We start from the raw sequence: 18405 nt of genomic DNA, 5'->3' as shown, positions 1-18405 counted from the left end.
TCGTGAATTGTCGACGAGATCATCGCCCAGGCACAGGGCCAGCCCTACAGCATCCCCGACCGGTCACCTCGGAAGGACTCTGCTCCCTGCTCACGGAGGCCCTCAAGGGATCCCTCGCACCCTGACCGGTACCAGACGCGCCTTCGGGATCTCACAAGTACTTGCCACACGTCGTCACGTCAGCAGACTGTAATGATCAAGTTGGTGGCCGCCGTCCGGCGACGTCCCGATGTGACGCACATCAAGTAGGCCGAGTACGTCGAGAAGTCGCACGGCGAGATGCCCTCGCCGACAAGCTGACCGTGCTCAAGTACGTGCAGAACCACGTCCTCGACGGCGCCTACCGCGAGCCCGGGGACGTGGGCTACCGAGTGACGCGGCCCCGCGACTCTGTGTCCGAGCTGTACTTCGACGACCTCGAGTCGATGGGGCGGACCCTCGCGGAGCCGTACACGCGCGCCGTCGTCGGGCCCGACGCGGTCAACTTCAGCGACCAGCCGGCCGCGCTGAGCCTGCTCGTCAGGAGAGCGAGGCCGAGGTGCCCCGGTCCGACGGGCTCGCCGCGGAGGCCTTCTACGAGGGCCTGCGACGCACGTACGGGGACGTACTCGCCAACTCGTCCGGGCTCGCCCGGTGCCTGCGCGGCCACGGGCGGAACGCGGTCCTGCCCGGGGACGGCATGGCCGCGCACTTCGGAATTGTGTCGAAGCAGCCCGCGTACGACGCCTACCGCGCCCTGTGGTTCGACGAGGCAGACGCCCTGACCGGCTTCCATACCTGGCAGGAGGTGTTGGCCGGCCGCGCGGAGAAGCACGGGGCGCTCTTGCTGCCTTCGCTGTCGTTCTTCCTGCTCACTCGCGAGGTTGTCATCTTTCGATGACCTGGCAGGTGGCGGCATGGCTGGATGAGTCGTCGACTCAGACCATTGTGTTCCACCCGAGGTTGTTCGTAAGCTTTCCACTTGGAAGGGATTGAATCGTTTCAATCTCTTTGGGGGAGGGACGCCCCGTTCCAGCGCGATGCGCTTACGAAAGGAATCCGAGCCGTGGCCGAGGAGAACAGAAGTGCGTTGAGCCGCCGACACATGCTAGGCATCATGACGGCCGCTGCAGCCGGGGCCTCGCTCTCGCTCGCCGCCGCGCCGAAGGCCCGGGCGTACGGCGGACACGGTGCCGCACCGGCGAGGCTGCAGGTCAACTCCCGTACTCGGCCCCTGGGTATGGAGACCGCGCCGACCTTCAGCTGGGTGCCTCCGGTGGCCAGGCAGGCGGCGTACGAGATCCAGGTAGGCACCGGACCGGGCAAGGCGGACGTCTGGGGCAGCGGCAAGGTGGCGGACTCCATCAGCGTCGAAGTCCCGTACGGGGGCGGCCCGCTGCGCTCGCAACAGGCGTACTTCTGGCAGGTGCGGACCTGGGACGAGGAAGGAGCCCCGGGGCCCTGGAGCGAGCCGGCGACATGGGAGAGCGGCCTGCTGAAGGGCGAGAAGGACTGGTCGGGCGCGCGGTGGATCGGCGGGCGCGAGGCGCAGGACCACGACTGGAAGGACCTGACCGCGACCGTCCTCTTCCGCGGCGGTCCCGACGCCGCAAGCGGGCTGGGCCTGCTGCTGCGTGCCGAACCCGTCGGCAAGACCTGGGGTGAGGGCCTCAACTGGACCATCCGCCAGAACGGCGATGACATGCAGCTGGTCATGAAGACCAGCCACTACGCCGGTAACACCTGGGTGGACGACGGCACTTCCGATCCGAACCGGGGCGTCGACTTCTACGACCCGCAGAGCGAGACCAACCCCACCACCGCAGGCACCCGCAGTGTCCCGGTCGGCACGGTCACCGTCCCCACCTCCGCCGGCCTGACCAAGGACACCTGGGCCACCCGCGACCACACGGTGGTGGTCACCGTGGGCGGTCTCACCGTGACCACCACCGTCAACGGCGTCGAGGTCGACAGCCGCACACTCACCGGCGATCAGATCCGCCGTCACGGCAGCTTCGGCTTCGCCGGGGGCACCTCCGCCACCGTCCGCAGTGCAAAGGTGACCGGCACCGGCGCGCGGGACTTCTCCGTTGATCTCGCCACGGGCGCGAACCCGTTCGAGAACGGCATCGGCACGCTCGCCGGCCTCACCTTCCCCCCGAAGAACCCCTTCATCCCGTCCAAGAACAGCGTGCTGCCCATCGCCAACCCGGCACCTGTCCTGCGGCGCGCGTTCGCCCTCCCCAAGGGCCGCCGCATAGCCAAGGCCCGTCTGCACCTGAGCGCGGCCGGCAACGTCACGTTCACCGTCAACGGCGCCCCGATCACCGCCGACGGCAAGCGGGCGAACGGGGGCCGCACCAATGTGCCCCGGCTGCTCACCGACCAGAGCACCTACGACCGCACGGTCCTCTACGACACCTTCGACGTGACCGAGCTGCTGCACGCCGGCCGGGAGAATGTCGTGGCCGCCGAACTCGGGCGCGGCTGGTACGGCGTGACCACGCCGCAGGAGTGGTACTGGCAGCTCGCGCCGTACGCCGGACAGCCGCGCGTACGGGCGAAGCTCGTCGTGACGCACACTGACGGCTCGCGCACCACACTCGTCACGGACGAGGACTGGCTCGCCGCGGACGGGCCCACGACATTCGACTCCGTGTACTCGGGAGAGAAGTACGACGCCCGGCGCGCGGAGGAGCTGGGGGAGTGGCGCTCGGTCGGCTACCGCATCGGCCGCGATTGGCGCCCGGCCACCGTGTTGATTCCGCCGGGCAGTTGCTCCGGCCCCTCGCCCAAGTACCACGGCCGGCTGCCCGCCACGACGATCCCCGACGGCTTCAAGCCCGCCGTCCTGCGGGCCCACGAGGCGGAGCCGGTGCTGGTCGACCAGACGCTGCGCCCGGTCTCGATCACCGAGACGGCCCCCGGCTCGGGGACCTGGGTCCTGGACTACGGCCAGATCCTCACCGGCCTGGTCCGTCTGCAACTCACCGGCATACGCCCCGACAACGAGGGCCTGACCCTCCGCATCCGCGGCGGCAACCGGATCGCCGCCGGTGACGGCACGGCCGCCTCCCCGCTGTCGGTCGAGGAGGAGAACTTCCAGCATGACGCCAACCTCCAGACGCACTACTACACCCTCGGCAGACGGTCGACGCAGACCTGGGAACAGCAGTTCAGCCACTTCGGCTTCCGCTACCTGGAGGTGATGAACCTGGAGACGGTCCTCGGACGGGCCCCGGACGTGGAACAGGACGCGGACGTCATGACCGTCGGCGTGGCCCGCAGCGGCTTCGTCCGCACCGGCACCTTCACCACCGACAACGCGCTGCTCAACCGCCTTCAGCGCAACCTGGAGTGGGCCGAGCGCAACAACCTCGTCCAGAAGCCCACCGACACCCCGTCCCGCGAGAAGAACGGCTGGACCGGCGACGCCATGGCCAGCTCCGAGTCGCAGTCCCTCACCTGGGACGTCAATGCGGTCCTCACCAACTATCTGCGCCACTTCCCCGACACCCAGATCTCCACGGGCCAACTGCCCATGTTCGTCCCCGTCGCCAAGGGCGGCTACGGCTACGACCACACCCCCGGCTGGAACGCCGCGTGGAAGGCGGTCCCGGCCTGGGACTCGGCGTTCTTCGTCATCCCGAGGGAGCTGTACACGTACTACGGCAACAGCAGCCTGTTCGCCGAGCTGTACGACCACCAGGACACACTCCTGACGTACTACGAGACCCTGTTCACCCCCGAGAACGACTACAAGTTCGAGGCCTCCCTGGGCGCCTACTCCGGCGCGGAGAGCCCCGGCAGCAACGCCGTCATCAGCCTCGCGTTCTACATCCACTTCTGCGACTACATGGACGAGGTGGGCCGCAGCTTCGGCCGCACCGAACGCGCCGCCCACTACGCGGAATTGGCGCACACGCTCCGCAAGGCGTTCATCGCGAACTACTGGGACGCGTCCAAGGGCTGTTTCACTCAGGGCAGCATCTCCAGCGAGAACGCCATGGCGATCGCCTTCGACCTGGTCCCCGGCTCGGACCTGAGCCCCGACGACCCCCGCCACCTGCCCGGCACGAAGACGCTCGCGGAGAACAAGAAGGCGCTCGCCAAGCTGCTCGCCGACCGCATCGTGGCGGCGGACCAGCACATCCAGAACGACATGTACGGCTCGCGCTACGAGTTCAACATCCTCAGCGAGTACGGCTACACGGACATCGCGCTGAAGGCCGTCACCCGGACCGGCGTGCCCGGCTACGTCTATCAGATCGCCAAGGGCGCCACGTCCCTGTGGGAGCAGTGGACCGACCGCCTCTCGGTCGACCACCACTACCGCTCCAACGTGGCCACCTGGTTCTACCAGAGCCTGGCCGGCATCAGGCCGACCTCAACTGCCTACGAATCGCTGCGGATTCGCCCGTACATCCCCTCGGCCGAGGTCAACAGCCGCGTCCCGAAGAACACCGAGGACACCGACCTGGCGCCCGCGACCCTCGACCACGTCAGCGCCTCGATCGACACCGTGCGCGGCCGAGTGTCCTCGTCGTGGCACCGCCGCCCGGACAGCAGGATCGACCTCGCGGTCACCGTCCCGTACAACACCGAGGCCGAGATCTGGGTCCCCACCCAGGACCGGCCCGTCACCGCGCCACGGGGCGTCGCCTTCGTGCGGGACGACACCTCAGGCGGCGCGCCCTACAAGGTCTACCGGGCCCGGGCGGGGTCTTACCGCTTCAACGCCGGGTGACCTGACCCCGCGGGCCGCCGCACCGTGCCGAGTTCCCTTCCGTGCGAGTCGCGCTGAGAGGTGTGGGTCGGCAGTGAGGGTGTTCACCGCGCCGCGCCGATCCGTTGGGGCTGGGTGTCCCGGTCGTCGCGCCGACCGCGACGGCCGACCAGGTACGCGGCGAGGGAGAGGAGTGAGGCAAGCGCGATGAGGGTGCAGACGGCACCCCAGCCAAGCTGGACGTAGGCGCGGGTGCCGAGCCACGATCCGGCACTGCCCCCGAGGAACGTGCAGGTCATGTAGCCGGTGTTCAGACGGCTGCGAGCCTCTGGCCGCAGGGCGAAGATGCGGGCCTGGTTGGCGACCTGGCCGCACTGCACCGCCACGTCCAGCAGGAGCAGTCCGGCGGCCAGGGCCACGAGCCCCACCGCTCCGCCCAGTGAGCCGGCGGTGAGTACCCCCGCCGCGGCGAGCGCGGCCAGGATGCACCACAGGTTCACCCGGTCGGCACCGAGCCGGTCCACCCAGCGTCCGGCGGCGGGCGCGCAGAACATGCTGCCCGCACCGATCAGGGCCAGCAGGCCCACCGCCTGGGTGCCCATGCCATACCGGGAGCCGGTCACCAGGAGGGCCAGCGCCGTCCAGGCGGCGCTGAACCCGCCGAAGACGGTGATCTGGAAGAGCACGGAGCGCCGCAGCTCCTTCTCGGTGCGCAGCATCCGCAGAGTGTCGGTGAGCAGGGTCGGATAGCGATCGTGCACGACCGGGACGTCGTTGGGCAGGGCGAGGCCGAGGACGACGGCGAGCAGCCCTGTCAGGACGGCGGCGACGAGGTATGGAGCACGCCAGCCCAGGTGCTCGCCCAGTACCCCGCCGAAGGTGCGGGCCAGCAGGATGCCGCCGATGAGGCCGGCCTGAAGCGTGCCGATCACGCTGCCGCGCCGATCGGGCTCGACCAGACCCGCCGCCATGGGCAGCAGGAGTTGCGGCACCACGGTGGCGATACCCACCACGGCGCCGGCCGCGAGGAGCAGACCGGTGGCCGGGGCGAGGCCGGCGACCAGGAGGGCGAGGCCGGTCGTCGCGAGCAGCCCGGTGATCAGCGGACGGCGAGGGAGGCGGTCGCCGAGGGGCACCAGCAGGAAGATCCCGGTGGCGTAGCCGAGCTGCGTCACCGTGGCCACGATCGCCGCGGTGGCCGGGGCGACCCCCAGCCCGTCGGCGATGAGCGGGGTGAGGGCCTGGGGGAAGTAGACGTTCGCTACACCGACACCACAGGCCAGCGCCATCAGCAAGGGCAGCTTGCGGGACATCGCTCATCTCCAACCGAACGAACTGGATGGTTCGGTTTCGAGGGTGGCATGCTGACTTCGATCGGTCAAACGAACCAGTTCGTTAGCATGGGATGCATGGCCTACGACTCCACGGCGACCAAAGAACGCATCCTCGCGGCGGCGACCGCCGAGTTCGCCGCGCATGGGGTCGCCGGTGCCCGGGTGGACCGTATCGCGGCCGAGGCCAAGGCCAACAAGCGTGCGATCTATGACTACTTCGGCGACAAGAACAAGCTCTTCGCCGTCGTTCTCGAACGCGTGCTGGCCGACCTCGCCCAGGCCGTCCCGCCGAGCGACGACCTGCCCGGCTATGCCGAGCGCCTCTTCGACTACCACCGCGCCCACCCGGAGGCCCTGCGACTGGTCATGTGGGAGGCCCTGGAGATCGGCGACCAGCCTGTCCCCGCGGAAGAGGCCCGCACCCGCCACTACCAGGACAAGATCGATGCCGCCGAGTCCGGCGGGCAGGGCGGCGACGCGCGTACCCGTGTGTTCTTCACTCTCGCCCTGGCCGGCTGGAGCGTCGGCATGGCCCAGCTGCGGCGCATGGTCCTCGGCCCCGACTACAGCCTCGACGACCTCCGCGCGGACGTCGTCCGGGCGGTACAGATCCTTCCTGCAGATCTCGGGCCCTCTGGCTCGGCGTAGCGGTCGGGTGGCAGGAGCGGTTCGTCTCGGGCGGGTGCACCGAGCTGCGCCGGTCTCTGTCGGCGTCCGCCTGAGGCCGTCCGGCTGACAGGCAACAGGCGACCCCAGGCAGGCGACGGGGTATTCAGCTGAGGCGTTCCAACACCATGGCCATGCCCTGCCCGCCTCCGACGCACATCGTCTCCACGCCCCACTGCGCGTCGCGCGTACGCAGCCCGTTGATCAACGTGGTCATGATGCGCGCTCCGGTCGCTCCGAACGGATGACCCAGCGCGATGGCCCCACCGTGCACGTTGAGCCTGTCCAGCGGGATGCGGAGTTCGCGCTGAGAGGCGATGACCTGAACGGCGAACGCCTCGTTCATCTCGAACAGGTCGATGTCCCCGACCGACAGACCGGCGTGCGCGAGAGCCCGTCGGGTGGCCTCGACCGGCCCCAGGCCCATGATCTCGGGGGACAGGCCGGACACGCCGGTGGCCACGATCCTGGCCAGCGGAGTGACGCCGAGCTCTCGCGCCCTGACGTCGCTCATGACGACCACGGCGGCGGCTCCGTCGTTCAGCGGGCAGGAGTTTCCGGCGGTGACCGTGCCGCCCGGCCGGAAGGCAGGTGCGAGACCTGCGAGGGCCTCGTGCGTCGTGCCGGGGCGTGGGCTGTCGTCGGTCGCGATCACCGTGCCGTCGGGCAGCCGGACGGGAGTGATCTCCCGGGCGTGGAACCCGGACTCGGCGGCCTTGGCGTACAGCTGCTGGCTGCGCAGGGCGTAGTGATCCTGCTCCCGACGGCTGATCTTGCGGAGGAGCGCCACGTTCTCCGCGGTCTGGCCCATGCCTATGTAGACGTCGGGCAGCAGACCGTCGGAGCGGGGATCGGTCCACGGGCGGTTGGTCCGCGCGTCCTCCGCGGTGCGGGCCATGGCCTGCTCGAATGCCGGGTTCGCCACGTCGTCGGCATCCGCTCCGGTGGGTCCGAAGCTCCGGTAGCGCGAGACGCATTCCACGCCCGCGCTGACGAAGGCGTGACCTTCTCCCGCCTTGATGGCGTGGAAGGCCATCCGGGCGGTCTGCAACGAGGACGAGCAGAAACGGTTGACCGTGGTGCCGGGCACCTCGTCCAGCCCCAGCTGCACGGCCACCCGCCGGGCGATGTTGGCACCGTGCTCGCCGCTCGGCTCGGCGCAGCCGAGATGAAGGTCGTCGATCCGTGCCGGGTCCAGTTCGGGCAGCTGGTCGAGGGCCGCGCGGACCGCCGTCACCGCGAGATCGTCGGGGCGCACATCCTTCAGGGAACCCTTCACAGCGCGCCCGATGGGCGTGCGGGCGGTAGCGACTACGACGGCTTCAGGCATGTCATGCACCTCTCAGGATGTGCGGGTGGGTGCGTGGGGGCGGGCCGACTCGGCGGCGGCTCTCCACTGAAGGAATGCTAAACGGACCGTTTCGCATGTGGTGCAGGGCAGTCCAGGCTGCGCGAGGGGTTCCGACGCGCGCGCCGTGGGGTGGGGGTGCGCGTCGGAGACATCATTTCGCCAGGTCAAGGGCGGTTGTGTCGGCTGCCGTGTGATTGTGTCGCGGCGTACTGCGGTCAACAAAAAATATCCGGTAGCGATCCTAGACGTTCCGTTTCGATTGACCTAGTGTGTGGACACCTCGTGCAGAGAGGAGCACTCCAATGACGGTGTGCTTTCGACAGGCGGTGTTCGTTCCGCCGCCCGTATGTGTCGTTGCCGACGAGCTTGGTTTCTTCGCTCACACCGGCCTTGAGGTCGAGACGGTGCTGATCGAGTCGTCGACGGACCAGCGTGACCGACTGCTGACCGACGACGTCGATGTGGGCGTCACGGCCATCGACAACCTGGTCGTCTGGAACTCCCGCGGAGGCGACCTCCGGGTCGTCGCCGAGATCGAGTCGACGACACCGCTCCGGCTGGTCGCCCAGCCCTCGGTGAGGGGGCTGGCAGACCTGCGGGGTGCCGTGCTGGGCGTGGACGCGCCCGACAACGGCTTCGCCGTCGTACTGCGTCATCTTCTCGGTCAGCATGGCCTGCCGCCCGACGCATACGAGTTCGAGCCGGTGGGCGGAGTGCGCGAGCGCTTCGAGGCCCTGCGCTCACGGTCGATCGCTGCCACGTGGCTGGGGCCGCCGCTGGACGAGCTGGCGCGACAGGAGGGGTTCGTCTCGCTGCTCGCGGTCGAGGACGAGGTGCCGGACTTCCCCGGGCAGGCCGTCGTGGCCGGTCCCACGGCGCGGCAGGCGGGACGGGACAACCTCGCGCGCTACCTCACGGCCCTTGACAGGGCGCGGAAGTGGCTGCACGCCACTGAGGACGTACAGATCGTGGACGTGCTGACGAGAGGCGGGTACGGACCGGCCTCGGCGCGGGCCGCCCTGCGCACGCGTCCCGCCTCGCTTGCTCCTGCCCGTGCCGGTCTGGAGTGCATCCTGACGATGCGTGACAAGCTCGGCATGATGCCCGACCGGGCGCCTGGTGCCGATGACATGTACGACGGCAGCCCGCTCGGTCTGGAGTTGCGTCCATGACGCCCGACCTGTTCACGCCCGACGGCCATCGCGATGACGCGGGGCGCGTCACGGACGGCCAGGTGGCGAAGAGCGTGCGCCACATGCTCAGCGAGGACCGTACCCGCGAACTCCTCGGAATACAGGTCGATTCGGCCACCGAAGGGCGAGCGCGCGCACGGATGCGGGTCCGGCCGGACATGGTCAACGGTCACGCGGTCGTGCACGGAGGACTCGTGTTCGCGCTGGCCGACACCACCTTCGCCTGTGCGGTCAACAGCTTCGGTCCGCCAGTCGTCACGGCGAGCGCGGACATCGCCTTCCGGCGTCCCGGGCGCCTCGGTGACGACCTGGTCGCCGAAGCGGTGACCCGCTCCTGGCAGGGCCGCTCGGTGCTCTGTGAGGTCACGGTGCGGCGGGGTGACGACGTCATCGCCGAGTTCAGCGGGCGGGGGGTGCGGATCGTGGCGGCGGACGGGAAGCCGTCGGCGGGGACCGATCCGGTCCCGGGCAGTTTGTCCGGACGAGCCGGCCACGAGGAACACCGCGTCCGTCCGACGGGCGCGGACACCGACGCGGTGGACGGACCGGCCGTGCCGGGACACGCGCCGGGCCTCTAGCCCTGTCGTCACGCCGCTGACGCCGAGCGCACAGTCGTCCGGCGGACGCGCGGGAGTGCAGAGATCAAACGGTACATCCAAGTACCAGAGCCGCTAATGGAGTTCAGGTGTCACAGGACTGTGAAGTCATCGTTGTCGGTGGTGGACCCGTCGGGGTGATGGCCCTTGCGTTGCTGGGCCATGCCGGTGTGCGGGCCGTGGGGATCGAGCGCGAGCCCGAGCTGTGGCGACAGGCGCGGGCCGTGCACTTCGACGGTGAGACCGTGCGTTCCTTCCAGGCGATGGGCCTGGGAGAGGAACTGTCCGCCCGGGTCAAACCGATGTGCGACTACCGTATGGAGAACGAGGCCGGCGAGACTCTGGTGTCCCATGCCACGGGGCAGATGGGGCCGCAGGCATGGCACTCGGAGGTCCTGTTCCATCAGCCCGAGGTCGACGGGCTGCTGCGCGCCGAAGTGGCGCGGCTCGCCGACGTGGAACTCCGGCTCGGCACCGCGCTGCTGGACATCCAGCAAAGTGACGACTCGGTCCGCTGCACCGTCCGTACGCCGGAGGGGACGACCCGGACACTCACCGCGCGATGGGTCATCGCCTGTGACGGCGCCACGTCGACCGTCAGGCGCACGCTCGGGATAGCCGGCGAGAACCTCGGCACCGACGACCCGTGGCTCGTCGTCGACGGACACCTGCGGGGGACGGCGGGAATCGAGGGGGACATGGTCTTCCTCGGCCGGCACACCCGTCCCGCGCTCTGGATCAGGCTGCCCGGTGACCGGGTGCGCATGGAGTTCAAAGTCCTCCCCGGAGACGACCCGGAGGAGATCGTCACACCGGCGGGCATCGCCCGGTTGAGCCGAGGTGTTCTCACGCCGCAGAACTTCGAGCCCGACCGCAGTGTCATCTACACCTTCCGCGCACGGCTGGCCACGTCCTGGCGGGTCGGCAATGTGTTCCTCGCGGGTGACGCCGCTCACCTGGCACCTCCGCTGTTCGGCCAGGGACTGTGCGCCGGCCTGCGGGACGTGGCCAACCTGGTGTGGAAGATCCGGCTCGTCTCACGCGGCAGGGCCCCCGAGTCCCTGCTCGACACCTACGAGTCCGAACGCAAGGACCACGCGCGGTACTGGGTCCAGCAGGCGGCGACGATGGCGGGACTCGTCCAGACCACCGACCCCGTGATGGCTGCCCGGAGGGACGCGCACATCCGCGCCAACCCGGCCGACAGCTACCCGCCGGCACCGGCCCTGGGCCCGGGTGTGCACACGGGCCCCGCCGATCCGCAGGGCGGACGTCTCTCGATGCAGCCGATGCTGCCCGACGGGACACGTCTCGACGACCTCGTGGGACGCCGGTTCCTGCTCGCTGCCACCCCCGAACTGCAGGCCGGGCTGCCCGAATCCGTACGCAAGGCGCTGGAGGAGGAGCCCGAGGTCGCCGTACTGACCTCCCGCCGGCACGTCGGCCAACTGCTCACGTCGGTCGAGGCCCCCGCCGTCCTGGTCCGTCCCGACCGCTATGTGCTCGGGACGGCACACACCCCCGAACAGCTCGAAGCGCTGCTCCGGCTCCTGCCCCTGGCGGGCGCCCTGGAACCCCCGCGCGAGATGAGCCCGCCACAGCAAGAGACCACCGCGCAGCACTGACCGGTCCGCGTGCAGAGACTGTTTCCCCCACAGGAGTTCACCATGCCCGTCCAGCCCATCACCCACCTCCGGCACGTCGACATCGCCGTTCAGGACTATGACAAGCAAGTCGCCTTCTACGAGCAGCAGTGGGGGCTGACCAAGGTCGGTTCCGACGGTGACGTCACGTATTTCGCCGCCGAGGGCTCGCCCGAGCAGTACGTCGTCCGGGTCCGCCGCTCCCAGGACAAGCGCCTCGATCTGGTCTCCTTCGGGGCCGCAGACCGCGCCGCGGTGGACGGCCTCGCCACCCGCCTCGCCACCGACGGCGTGCAGCTGGTCAGCGAGCCGGACACGCTCCAGACGCCCGGCGGCGGTTACGGCTTCCGGTTCTTCGACGTGGAGGGGCGGACCATCGAGATCTCCACCGAGGTGGCCGCCCGCACCCACCGCAGGATCGAGGAGCGCGAGGACATCCCGGTGCGGCTGTCCCACGTCGTGCTCAACTCCCCGGAGCCCGAGCGCATGATGGCTTTCTACGAGAAGTACCTGGACTTCCGGCTCTCGGACACCAACGTGCACCCGCAGCTCGGCGGGATCATGTGGTTCCTGCGCTGCAACCCCCAGCACCACAGCATGGCGATCGCGCGCTGTCCCCATGTCTCGCTGCACCACGCGTCCTTCGAGATGCGCGGTCTGGAGGAGTACATGCGCGGCAGCGGCCGCCTGATGCGCGACGGGATCCACAAGGTCTGGGGTCCCGGCCGGCATCGCGCCGGGGACAACACCTTCACGTACTTCCACGACCCCAACGGCAACACCATGGAGTACACCACGGAGCTGGAGACCCTGGACGAGGACACCTGGCACCCTCACCTGTACAGCACCGAGGACCCGGAGACCTCGGACGTGTGGGGGACTTCCAACCCGATGAACGACTTCGTGTCCAGGGAGATGTTCAACGACCCGGACCGGGGGCTGTTCGTCGCACCGCCGGTGTGACCCCCGGGCCCGAGGTGCCGAGATGTGCTCGGGACGCCGCCGGGCTGAGGGGCTCAGGACTCTTCGTCCGCCGGCGGATGCGCTGCCAGGCCGCGGATCCCCATGTCCACGAGCTGTTCCGCGAGCGCGTCGTCGAGCGGGCTGCCGCCGAAGAGGAGGTGGAAGTAGACCGGGGCGTAGAACATCTGGGCTGCCGCCGCCGGATCGAGGTCGGACCGGAAGACGCCCTCGTCGATTCCCCTGCGCATCAGCTTCTCGACGGCCGCGGCGCGTTCGTGCCAGAACCGCGCGCGGAAGTTGGCCATCGTCTCGGGGTCGTACTGCCCCTCGGCGATGATCTGGGCGACCAGCTTGCCCTGAGGGCCGGAGTAGCGGGAGATCAGTGACTTGAGGTGGGTCAGAAGGGCCTCGCGCACCGGCACCCCGTCGGGGATGCGGGTGTGCGCCAGGTGGTTCTCCATGAAGGCGTCGATGACGACCGCGGCCTTGTTCGGCCACCACCGGTAGATCGTCGCCTTGCTGACCTTGGCCCGCTTGGCGATCGCCTCCATGGTCAGTTTCTGCACCGTGATGGCGCGCCTGCCGTCGCGGACAAGGAGGTCCAAGGTCGCGTCGAGAATCGCTCGACGACTCGATTCGCTTCGTACAGCCACACACTGAAACTACCCCACGCACGGCCTCATCTCCCAATGCCAGTAGGGGATCGACAAGGCAATTCATCCGCCATACGATACGAAACGTTTCGAATAGATAGAGGAGCTGGACACATGAAGCTGGGTCGGATCTCAACACCTTCCCCCGACGGCGAGCAGATCAGGCTCGTCGCCGTACGGCCCGACGAGGGCAGGGTCATCGACCTGGCCAGGGCCTACGCCCTGGGCAGGCAGGCGCAGCGCGCGACGTCGGACGCGGCCCGCCGACTGGCCGCGGCCCACTTCCCGTCGAGCATGGCCGCCGCCATCGCCGCCGGGCCGGCGTTCCTCGACGCCGCCCACTGGGCCGTTGACCGGGCCGCCGACGACGCCTCGCTGCCGGTCGAGGGGCTGTCCTGGGTGGCGGCCGTCGACCCGCCGGTCATCCGTGACGGCCTGACCTTCCCCGCGCACATGAAGGGATTCTCGGAGAAGGTGGGCGGCGGACTGCCCAACCCCCAACTGTTCAAGACACCCGGCTACTTCAAGGGATCCACCGGAGTGGTCTACGGCCACGACGAGGAGATCCCCTACCCGGCCTACTCCGAATTCGTCGACTACGAACTGGAGATGGGCCTCATCGTGGCGGCCGCGGGCCGCAACCTGACCCCCGACGACGCCCGCGCCCACCTGTTCGGCGTCACGATCTTCAACGACTTCAGCGCCCGTGACATCCAGGGACCCGAGATGGGCATGGGCATGGGCCCGCAGAAGTGCAAGGACTACGCGTACGGCATCGGTCCCTGGATCACGACCGTCGACGAGCTGCCGTCCGTCGACGGACTCAAGGGTGTGGTCCGCGTCAACGGCGAGCTCTGGAGCGAGACCAGTGCCGAGGGAATGATCTACACGCCGGAAGAACTGCTCGCCTACGTCTCCATCAGCGACCGGCTTCAGCCCGGCGACCTCATCGGCTCCGGCACCCTGCCCAACGGTTCCGGCCTGGAGCTCGACCGGCGGCTGTCGCCCGGAGACGTCGTCGAACTCGAACTGGAAGGTGTCGGTGTCCTGCGCAACCGCCTGAGCGCCGAGCCGGACAAGGCCCCCTGGTGGCCCGAGCCCCGCCCGTACCCCTTCGGTACGCCAGCGAACTGACGACGGGACCAAGACAGATGACCACCCCGCACGCCATCAAGCCGGTACGGCGCATCGTCACGGGGCACACGGCAGACGGCCGCTCCACCGTCATCAGCGACGGTCCGGCCCCCAACGTCTTCGTGTCCGACACCGTCCAGGGGTTCGGCGCGATCGTCCCCTGGCAGACCGAACCGGGCGACGTCAGCAACGACGGCAATCAGGACACGGCCTCCGCCGACACCCAGGTGCCGATGTACCCCAAGCTCGGCGGAACGGTCTTCCGGATCGCGAGTTTCCCGCCCGACAGCGCCTACACCGACGGTGCCGCCGACTCCCTCTTCGACGACATCGACGGCGAACACGCCCGCGCCGCCGCGCCCCCCGCCGCCGGCGACCGCCACTTCTGGTTCCACTGCACCGACAGCCTGGACTACGCCCTCGTCCTCGAGGGCGAGATATGGCTGCTGACGGACGAGAGAGAGACTCTCGCCCGGGCCGGTGACGTGATCATCCAGCGAGGCACGAGCCACTCCTGGTCCAACCGCAGTGACACGACGTGTCGCGTGGCCTTCGTCCTCATCGGCGCCCTGCCCGTCGACACCGCCGTCTCATGAGCACCGCGCACGACATCCTGTGGATGCCGAGCCCTGCCCGGCAGGAAGGCAGCGAACTGGCCCGCTACCGCCGTGGGCTGAAGGACTACGACGGCGGCGACGACTACCTCGATCTCTGGCGCTGGTCCACGCAGCACCTGGGCCGCTTCTGGGAGTCCGTCGCCGAGTTCGAGGGCGTACGACTCGGTGGTACCCCGACCGGCCCGGTGGCCCCCCGGGAGATGCCCGGAGGCACGTGGTTTCCCGGCCGTACCGTGAACTACGCCGAGCATGTGCTGCGCCGCTGCCCGGGCGAGGCGCTCGTCGTCGTGGACGACGACGGCATGTCCCACAAGCTCTCGCGAGCCGAACTGCGCGGCCAGGTCGCCGCCCTCTCCGCCGCGCTGCGCCGGATGGGCGTGGCCCGCGGCGACCGCGTGGCCGCCGTCCTGCCCAACCGCGCGGAGGCGGTCGTTGGGCTCCTCGCCTGTGCCGCGGTGGGGGCCGTGTGGTCGGTGTGCTCCCCGGAGTTCGGCGCGGACGGGGTGCTCTCGCGGTTCGCCCAGCTGGAGCCCAAGGTCCTGATGCTCACGGACGGCTACCACTACGGCGGGCGGACGCACGAGCGCACTGACGAGATGCGTACCGTGATCGACCGGCTGCCGTCGGTGGAGCACGTGCTCTGGGTCGATCACCTCCGCCCCGGGAGCCTGCCGACGGCGGACCGCTCCGTGTCGCTCTGGGGCACGGTCACGGCTGGAGGAGGCGAGCCGGAGTTCGACGAGCTGCCCTTCGACCACCCGCTGTGGGTGCTGTTCTCCTCCGGTACCACCGGGGCACCCAAGGGCATCGTGCACGGCCATGGAGGTGTCCTCCTGGAACACCTCAAGGTCCTGCGGCTGCACTCGGACCTACGGGCCGGCGACCGCTTCCTCAACGTCGCCAGCACCAGCTGGGTGGTGTGGAACATGCTGGTCTCCGGGCTCGCGGTCGGCGCCACGATCGTGCTGCTGGACGGGAGCCCGGTCCGCCCCGACCTGGGGCGCGTCTTCCGTGTCGTCGACGAACACGACGTCGACACGCTCGGCGTCAGTGCCGGATACCTGCACGCCTGCCTCAAGGCCGGTCTCGCCCCTGAGGCCGGGGCACTGCGGACGGTGCAGGTGACCGGATCACCGCTGTCCTCCGACGGTTTCCGTTGGGTCTACGACCGGCTCGGCGACGTGTGGTTGACCTCCATGAGCGGCGGCACCGACGTGTGCTCGATCTTCGTCGGCGGCGCCCCCACGGTGCCCGTCCGCGTGGGGCGCATCCAGGCACCGGCCCTGGGCGTCTGTGTCGAAGCCTGGGACGAGGACGGCAAGCCGGTGGTCGGCGAGCGGGGCGAGCTGGTCATCACCCAGCCGATGCCCTCGATGCCGCTCCGCTTCTGGAACGACCCCGACGGCCGGCGCTATCGGGAGAGCTACTTCTCCGTGTACGCCGGAGCCTGGCGGCACGGGGACTTCATCGAGTTCGAGCCCGACGGCAGCAGTGTGATCCACGGCCGCTCGGACTCCACCCTGAACCGGCAGGGCGTGCGCATGGGGCCGGCGGACATCTACCGGGTCGTCGAGGCGCTGCCCGAGGTGCGCGAAGCCCTCGTCGTGGGCGCCGAACTCGGCGAGGACGCCTACTACATGCCGCTGTTCGTCGCCCTCCAGGACGACGCCGACCCCGAAGCGGTGGCGCGGCGCATCAACCAGGTACTCCGCGAGGAGCTGTCACCGCGGCACGTGCCCGACGAGGTCGTGCCCATGCGTGCGATCCCGCACACCCGCACGGGAAAGAAGATAGAGGTGCCGGTCAAGCGCCTGCTGCAGGGAGCTTCCCTGCGCGACGTCGTGGACCTGGGCGCGGTGGACGACAGCGCGCTGCTCCAGGAATACGCGGAGTTCGCCCACACCCGCCGGAAAGCATGAGGAAACCATGAGCCAGACCCCCTTCTCACTGGGAACGTTCACCGACGGACAGTCCGGTCCGTTCCCCGGCATCGTCGTGGACGACCGGGTGTACGACACCCGGACCGTCCTGCCCGCGGCCACGACCACATCGGACCTGCTGGCCGACTGGGATGCGTCGCTGGAAGCGCTCCAGTCCCTGGCCGACGCACCCGCGGGCGACGGGCGACCGGCGGGCAAGCTCACGGTGCTCGCCCCGGTCCAGCCTCCGGGCCAGATCTTCGGCGCCGGGGCCAACTACCGCGAGCACGTCATCCAGATCACCGTGGCGCACCGCCTGGGGACGGCGGATGCCACCGAGGAGGAACTGCGCGAGCAGGCCGCCCGGGAGATGGACGAACGTGCCGCGCACGGTGAGCCGTACGTGTGGGTGGGCGTCCCGTCCGCGATCAGCGGCCCGTACGACGACGTCGTCCTGCCCTCCCTCGGGGAGAACCACGACTGGGAACTGGAACTGGGCGTGGTCATCGGGCGCGAGGCCCGCGAGGTGAGCCGTGACGAGGCACTGGACCACGTCGCCGGGTACACCATCTGCAACGACCTGACGACGCGCAGCCTGGTGCCGCGACCGGACATCCCGATGATGGGGACCGACTGGATGCGGGCGAAGAACCAGCCCACGTTCTACCCCACGGGCCCCTACCTCGTGCCGGCGCGGTTCGTGCCCGACCCGCAGGAGCTGGACATCACGCTCCGGCTCAACGGCAAGGTCATGCAGAAGGGCAACACCAACGACATGATCTTCGGGGTGGCCGCCCTCATCTCGTACATCTCGCACCGGGTGACGCTGCAGCCGGGCGACATGATCATCACCGGCTCTCCGCAGGGCAACGGCTCGCACTACGGCCGGTTCCTGCGCGCGGGCGATGTGATGGAGAGCGAGATCACCGGACTCGGCACGCAGCGAAACCACGTGAGGTAGCCGCCGTCACGTCCGTTGCCTGACCTCGAATCGCAGTGAGTGCGCGGTGAGCTTCTCCAACAGGGCGATGAGCGTTTGCTGTTCGTCCGCGCTGAGAGAGCCCGCCCACTCCTGTTCGCGTTCGTTGTGCGCCCGGAACGCCGTGGTGATCGCGTGCAGACCGCTCTCGGTGAGGCTGAGGTTGACCGCGCGTCCGTCGTGCGGGGCGCGTTCCTTGGTGACGAGACCGTCCCGCTCCAGCGTGTTCACCAGCGCCGACACGGCCGCGCGACTCATGCCGGACAGCTCCGCGACCTTCTTCGCCTCGACGGGGCTCGACAGCCAGATCGCGAACAGCACGCGGAAGCCGGGCCACGACCATCCCCGAGGCCGGTGGACGGTTGATTCCAGGTCGTAGACCAGCATGTTCGCGGCCCGGTGGAGGGTGAGCACCAGCCGCATCGCCAGCGGATCGACGCCCGGGAGCTCACGGCTCGCGCGGTTGACCGCATGATCGATGAACGACCAGAAATGCAGGTCCTCGTTGTCCGGCTGCTCGTGGCTCACACCAGGAGTGTAGGCCGGACGCCCGCCCGGCCTCCGGCGCGGCTGAGCCGCCGCCTGATCGACGACGTTCACCTCCACCTCGTGCACTTCCGGGGGTTCCCAAGAGCGGCCGAGGCAGGTAGCG

At 69.3% G+C, this 18405-nt stretch carries 15 protein-coding genes and 1 pseudogene; 12 read left to right on the top strand and 4 right to left on the bottom strand.

The annotated features are described in order from the left end of the window. Nucleotides 1-161: 161 nt before the first annotated feature. The 3 genes and pseudogenes from ACFY10_RS42460 to ACFY10_RS42450 form a co-directional block, all read left to right on the top strand. A pseudogene (locus tag ACFY10_RS42460) lies at nucleotides 162-485 on the top strand (EthD domain-containing protein); the annotation flags it as partial. 53 nt (nucleotides 486-538) lie between these two features. Then, nucleotides 539-880, top strand: coding sequence for a hypothetical protein (locus ACFY10_RS42455; protein WP_390670725.1), 342 nt, complete (start codon nucleotides 539-541; stop codon nucleotides 878-880). A 216-nt stretch (nucleotides 881-1096) separates the two neighbouring features. Continuing rightward, on the top strand, nucleotides 1097-4726 hold the full coding sequence (locus ACFY10_RS42450) for a family 78 glycoside hydrolase catalytic domain (protein WP_390670685.1): 3630 nt from the start codon (nucleotides 1097-1099) through the stop codon (nucleotides 4724-4726). A gap of 83 nt (nucleotides 4727-4809) precedes the next feature. On the opposite strand, the gene ACFY10_RS42445 is transcribed toward ACFY10_RS42450, so the two are convergent. After that, entirely contained in the window at nucleotides 4810-6018 is a 1209-nt protein-coding gene (locus ACFY10_RS42445; protein ID WP_390670684.1) for an MFS transporter, read from the bottom strand. A 96-nt stretch (nucleotides 6019-6114) separates the two neighbouring features. Between ACFY10_RS42445 and ACFY10_RS42440 the strand changes: the two genes are divergently transcribed. Next, on the top strand, nucleotides 6115-6687 hold the full coding sequence (locus tag ACFY10_RS42440) for a TetR family transcriptional regulator (protein WP_390670683.1): 573 nt from the start codon (nucleotides 6115-6117) through the stop codon (nucleotides 6685-6687). A 124-nt stretch (nucleotides 6688-6811) separates the two neighbouring features. Here ACFY10_RS42440 and ACFY10_RS42435 read toward each other — a convergent pair whose 3' ends face one another. Then, entirely contained in the window at nucleotides 6812-8035 is a 1224-nt protein-coding gene (locus tag ACFY10_RS42435) for an acetyl-CoA C-acetyltransferase (RefSeq protein WP_390670682.1), read from the bottom strand. Between the two features lie 323 nt (nucleotides 8036-8358). Between ACFY10_RS42435 and ACFY10_RS42430 the strand changes: the two genes are divergently transcribed. The 4 genes from ACFY10_RS42430 (at nucleotide 8359) to ACFY10_RS42415 (ending at nucleotide 12451) form a co-directional block, all read left to right on the top strand. Next, a complete protein-coding gene (locus ACFY10_RS42430) occupies nucleotides 8359-9228 on the top strand; it encodes an ABC transporter substrate-binding protein (protein WP_390670681.1) in 870 nt (289 codons plus the stop codon). Further along, the gene (locus tag ACFY10_RS42425; RefSeq protein WP_390670680.1) at nucleotides 9225-9827 is read left to right on the top strand and encodes a hotdog fold thioesterase; all 603 of its coding nucleotides are present in this window, start codon (nucleotides 9225-9227) and stop codon (nucleotides 9825-9827) included. Before ACFY10_RS42430 ends, ACFY10_RS42425 begins: the two co-directional genes overlap by 4 nt. Before the next feature lie 107 nt (nucleotides 9828-9934). Further along, nucleotides 9935-11470 (top strand): bifunctional 3-(3-hydroxy-phenyl)propionate/3-hydroxycinnamic acid hydroxylase, encoded by a 1536-nt coding sequence (locus ACFY10_RS42420; protein ID WP_390670679.1) that lies wholly within the window; start codon nucleotides 9935-9937, stop codon nucleotides 11468-11470. Between the two features lie 42 nt (nucleotides 11471-11512). Then, nucleotides 11513-12451 (top strand): VOC family protein, encoded by a 939-nt coding sequence (locus tag ACFY10_RS42415; protein ID WP_390670678.1) that lies wholly within the window; start codon nucleotides 11513-11515, stop codon nucleotides 12449-12451. 53 nt (nucleotides 12452-12504) lie between these two features. On the opposite strand, the gene ACFY10_RS42410 is transcribed toward ACFY10_RS42415, so the two are convergent. Then, nucleotides 12505-13104: a TetR/AcrR family transcriptional regulator gene (locus ACFY10_RS42410; protein ID WP_390670677.1), complete on the bottom strand. Its 600-nt coding sequence runs from the start codon at nucleotides 13102-13104 to the stop codon at nucleotides 12505-12507. 114 nt (nucleotides 13105-13218) lie between these two features. Between ACFY10_RS42410 and ACFY10_RS42405 the strand changes: the two genes are divergently transcribed. From ACFY10_RS42405 to ACFY10_RS42390, 4 genes are read left to right on the top strand one after another with little or no spacing between them, the layout of a single operon-like run. After that, the gene (locus ACFY10_RS42405; RefSeq protein WP_390670676.1) at nucleotides 13219-14238 is read left to right on the top strand and encodes a fumarylacetoacetate hydrolase family protein; all 1020 of its coding nucleotides are present in this window, start codon (nucleotides 13219-13221) and stop codon (nucleotides 14236-14238) included. 17 nt (nucleotides 14239-14255) lie between these two features. Beyond that, nucleotides 14256-14834: a cupin domain-containing protein gene (locus ACFY10_RS42400; protein ID WP_390670675.1), complete on the top strand. Its 579-nt coding sequence runs from the start codon at nucleotides 14256-14258 to the stop codon at nucleotides 14832-14834. Next, on the top strand, nucleotides 14831-16774 hold the full coding sequence (locus ACFY10_RS42395) for an acetoacetate--CoA ligase (protein WP_390670674.1): 1944 nt from the start codon (nucleotides 14831-14833) through the stop codon (nucleotides 16772-16774). Before ACFY10_RS42400 ends, ACFY10_RS42395 begins: the two co-directional genes overlap by 4 nt. 7 nt (nucleotides 16775-16781) lie before the next feature. Then, entirely contained in the window at nucleotides 16782-17735 is a 954-nt protein-coding gene (locus tag ACFY10_RS42390; RefSeq protein ID WP_390670673.1) for a fumarylacetoacetate hydrolase family protein, read from the top strand. Between the two features lie 6 nt (nucleotides 17736-17741). Here ACFY10_RS42390 and ACFY10_RS42385 read toward each other — a convergent pair whose 3' ends face one another. After that, nucleotides 17742-18281 carry a MarR family winged helix-turn-helix transcriptional regulator gene (locus ACFY10_RS42385; RefSeq protein WP_390670672.1) on the bottom strand — a complete coding sequence of 180 codons (540 nt, stop codon included), beginning with the start codon at nucleotides 18279-18281 and terminating at the stop codon, nucleotides 17742-17744. Nucleotides 18282-18405: the final 124 nt, after the last annotated feature.

The sequence above is a fragment of the Streptomyces sp. NPDC001401 genome, assembly GCF_042895385.1.
In the GTDB taxonomy this organism is placed as follows: Bacteria; Actinomycetota; Actinomycetes; order Streptomycetales; family Streptomycetaceae; genus Streptomyces.
This window is presented reverse-complemented; position numbering and strand designations above follow the sequence as displayed.

Excerpts from the sequence above, each read along its gene's own strand:
- ACFY10_RS42450 (WP_390670685.1), top strand. The coding sequence starts at position 1,097 with ATGACGGCCGCTGCAGCCGGGGCCTCGCTCTCGCTCGCCGCCGCGCCG.
- ACFY10_RS42445 (WP_390670684.1), bottom strand. The coding sequence starts at position 6,018 with ATGTCCCGCAAGCTGCCCTTGCTGATGGCGCTGGCCTGTGGTGTCGGT.
- ACFY10_RS42440 (WP_390670683.1), top strand. The coding sequence starts at position 6,115 with ATGGCCTACGACTCCACGGCGACCAAAGAACGCATCCTCGCGGCGGCG.
- ACFY10_RS42435 (WP_390670682.1), bottom strand. The coding sequence starts at position 8,035 with ATGCCTGAAGCCGTCGTAGTCGCTACCGCCCGCACGCCCATCGGGCGC.
- ACFY10_RS42430 (WP_390670681.1), top strand. The coding sequence starts at position 8,359 with ATGACGGTGTGCTTTCGACAGGCGGTGTTCGTTCCGCCGCCCGTATGT.
- ACFY10_RS42425 (WP_390670680.1), top strand. The coding sequence starts at position 9,225 with ATGACGCCCGACCTGTTCACGCCCGACGGCCATCGCGATGACGCGGGG.
- ACFY10_RS42415 (WP_390670678.1), top strand. The coding sequence starts at position 11,513 with ATGCCCGTCCAGCCCATCACCCACCTCCGGCACGTCGACATCGCCGTT.
- ACFY10_RS42405 (WP_390670676.1), top strand. The coding sequence starts at position 13,219 with ATGAAGCTGGGTCGGATCTCAACACCTTCCCCCGACGGCGAGCAGATC.
- ACFY10_RS42400 (WP_390670675.1), top strand. The coding sequence starts at position 14,256 with ATGACCACCCCGCACGCCATCAAGCCGGTACGGCGCATCGTCACGGGG.
- ACFY10_RS42395 (WP_390670674.1), top strand. The coding sequence starts at position 14,831 with ATGAGCACCGCGCACGACATCCTGTGGATGCCGAGCCCTGCCCGGCAG.
- ACFY10_RS42390 (WP_390670673.1), top strand. The coding sequence starts at position 16,782 with ATGAGCCAGACCCCCTTCTCACTGGGAACGTTCACCGACGGACAGTCC.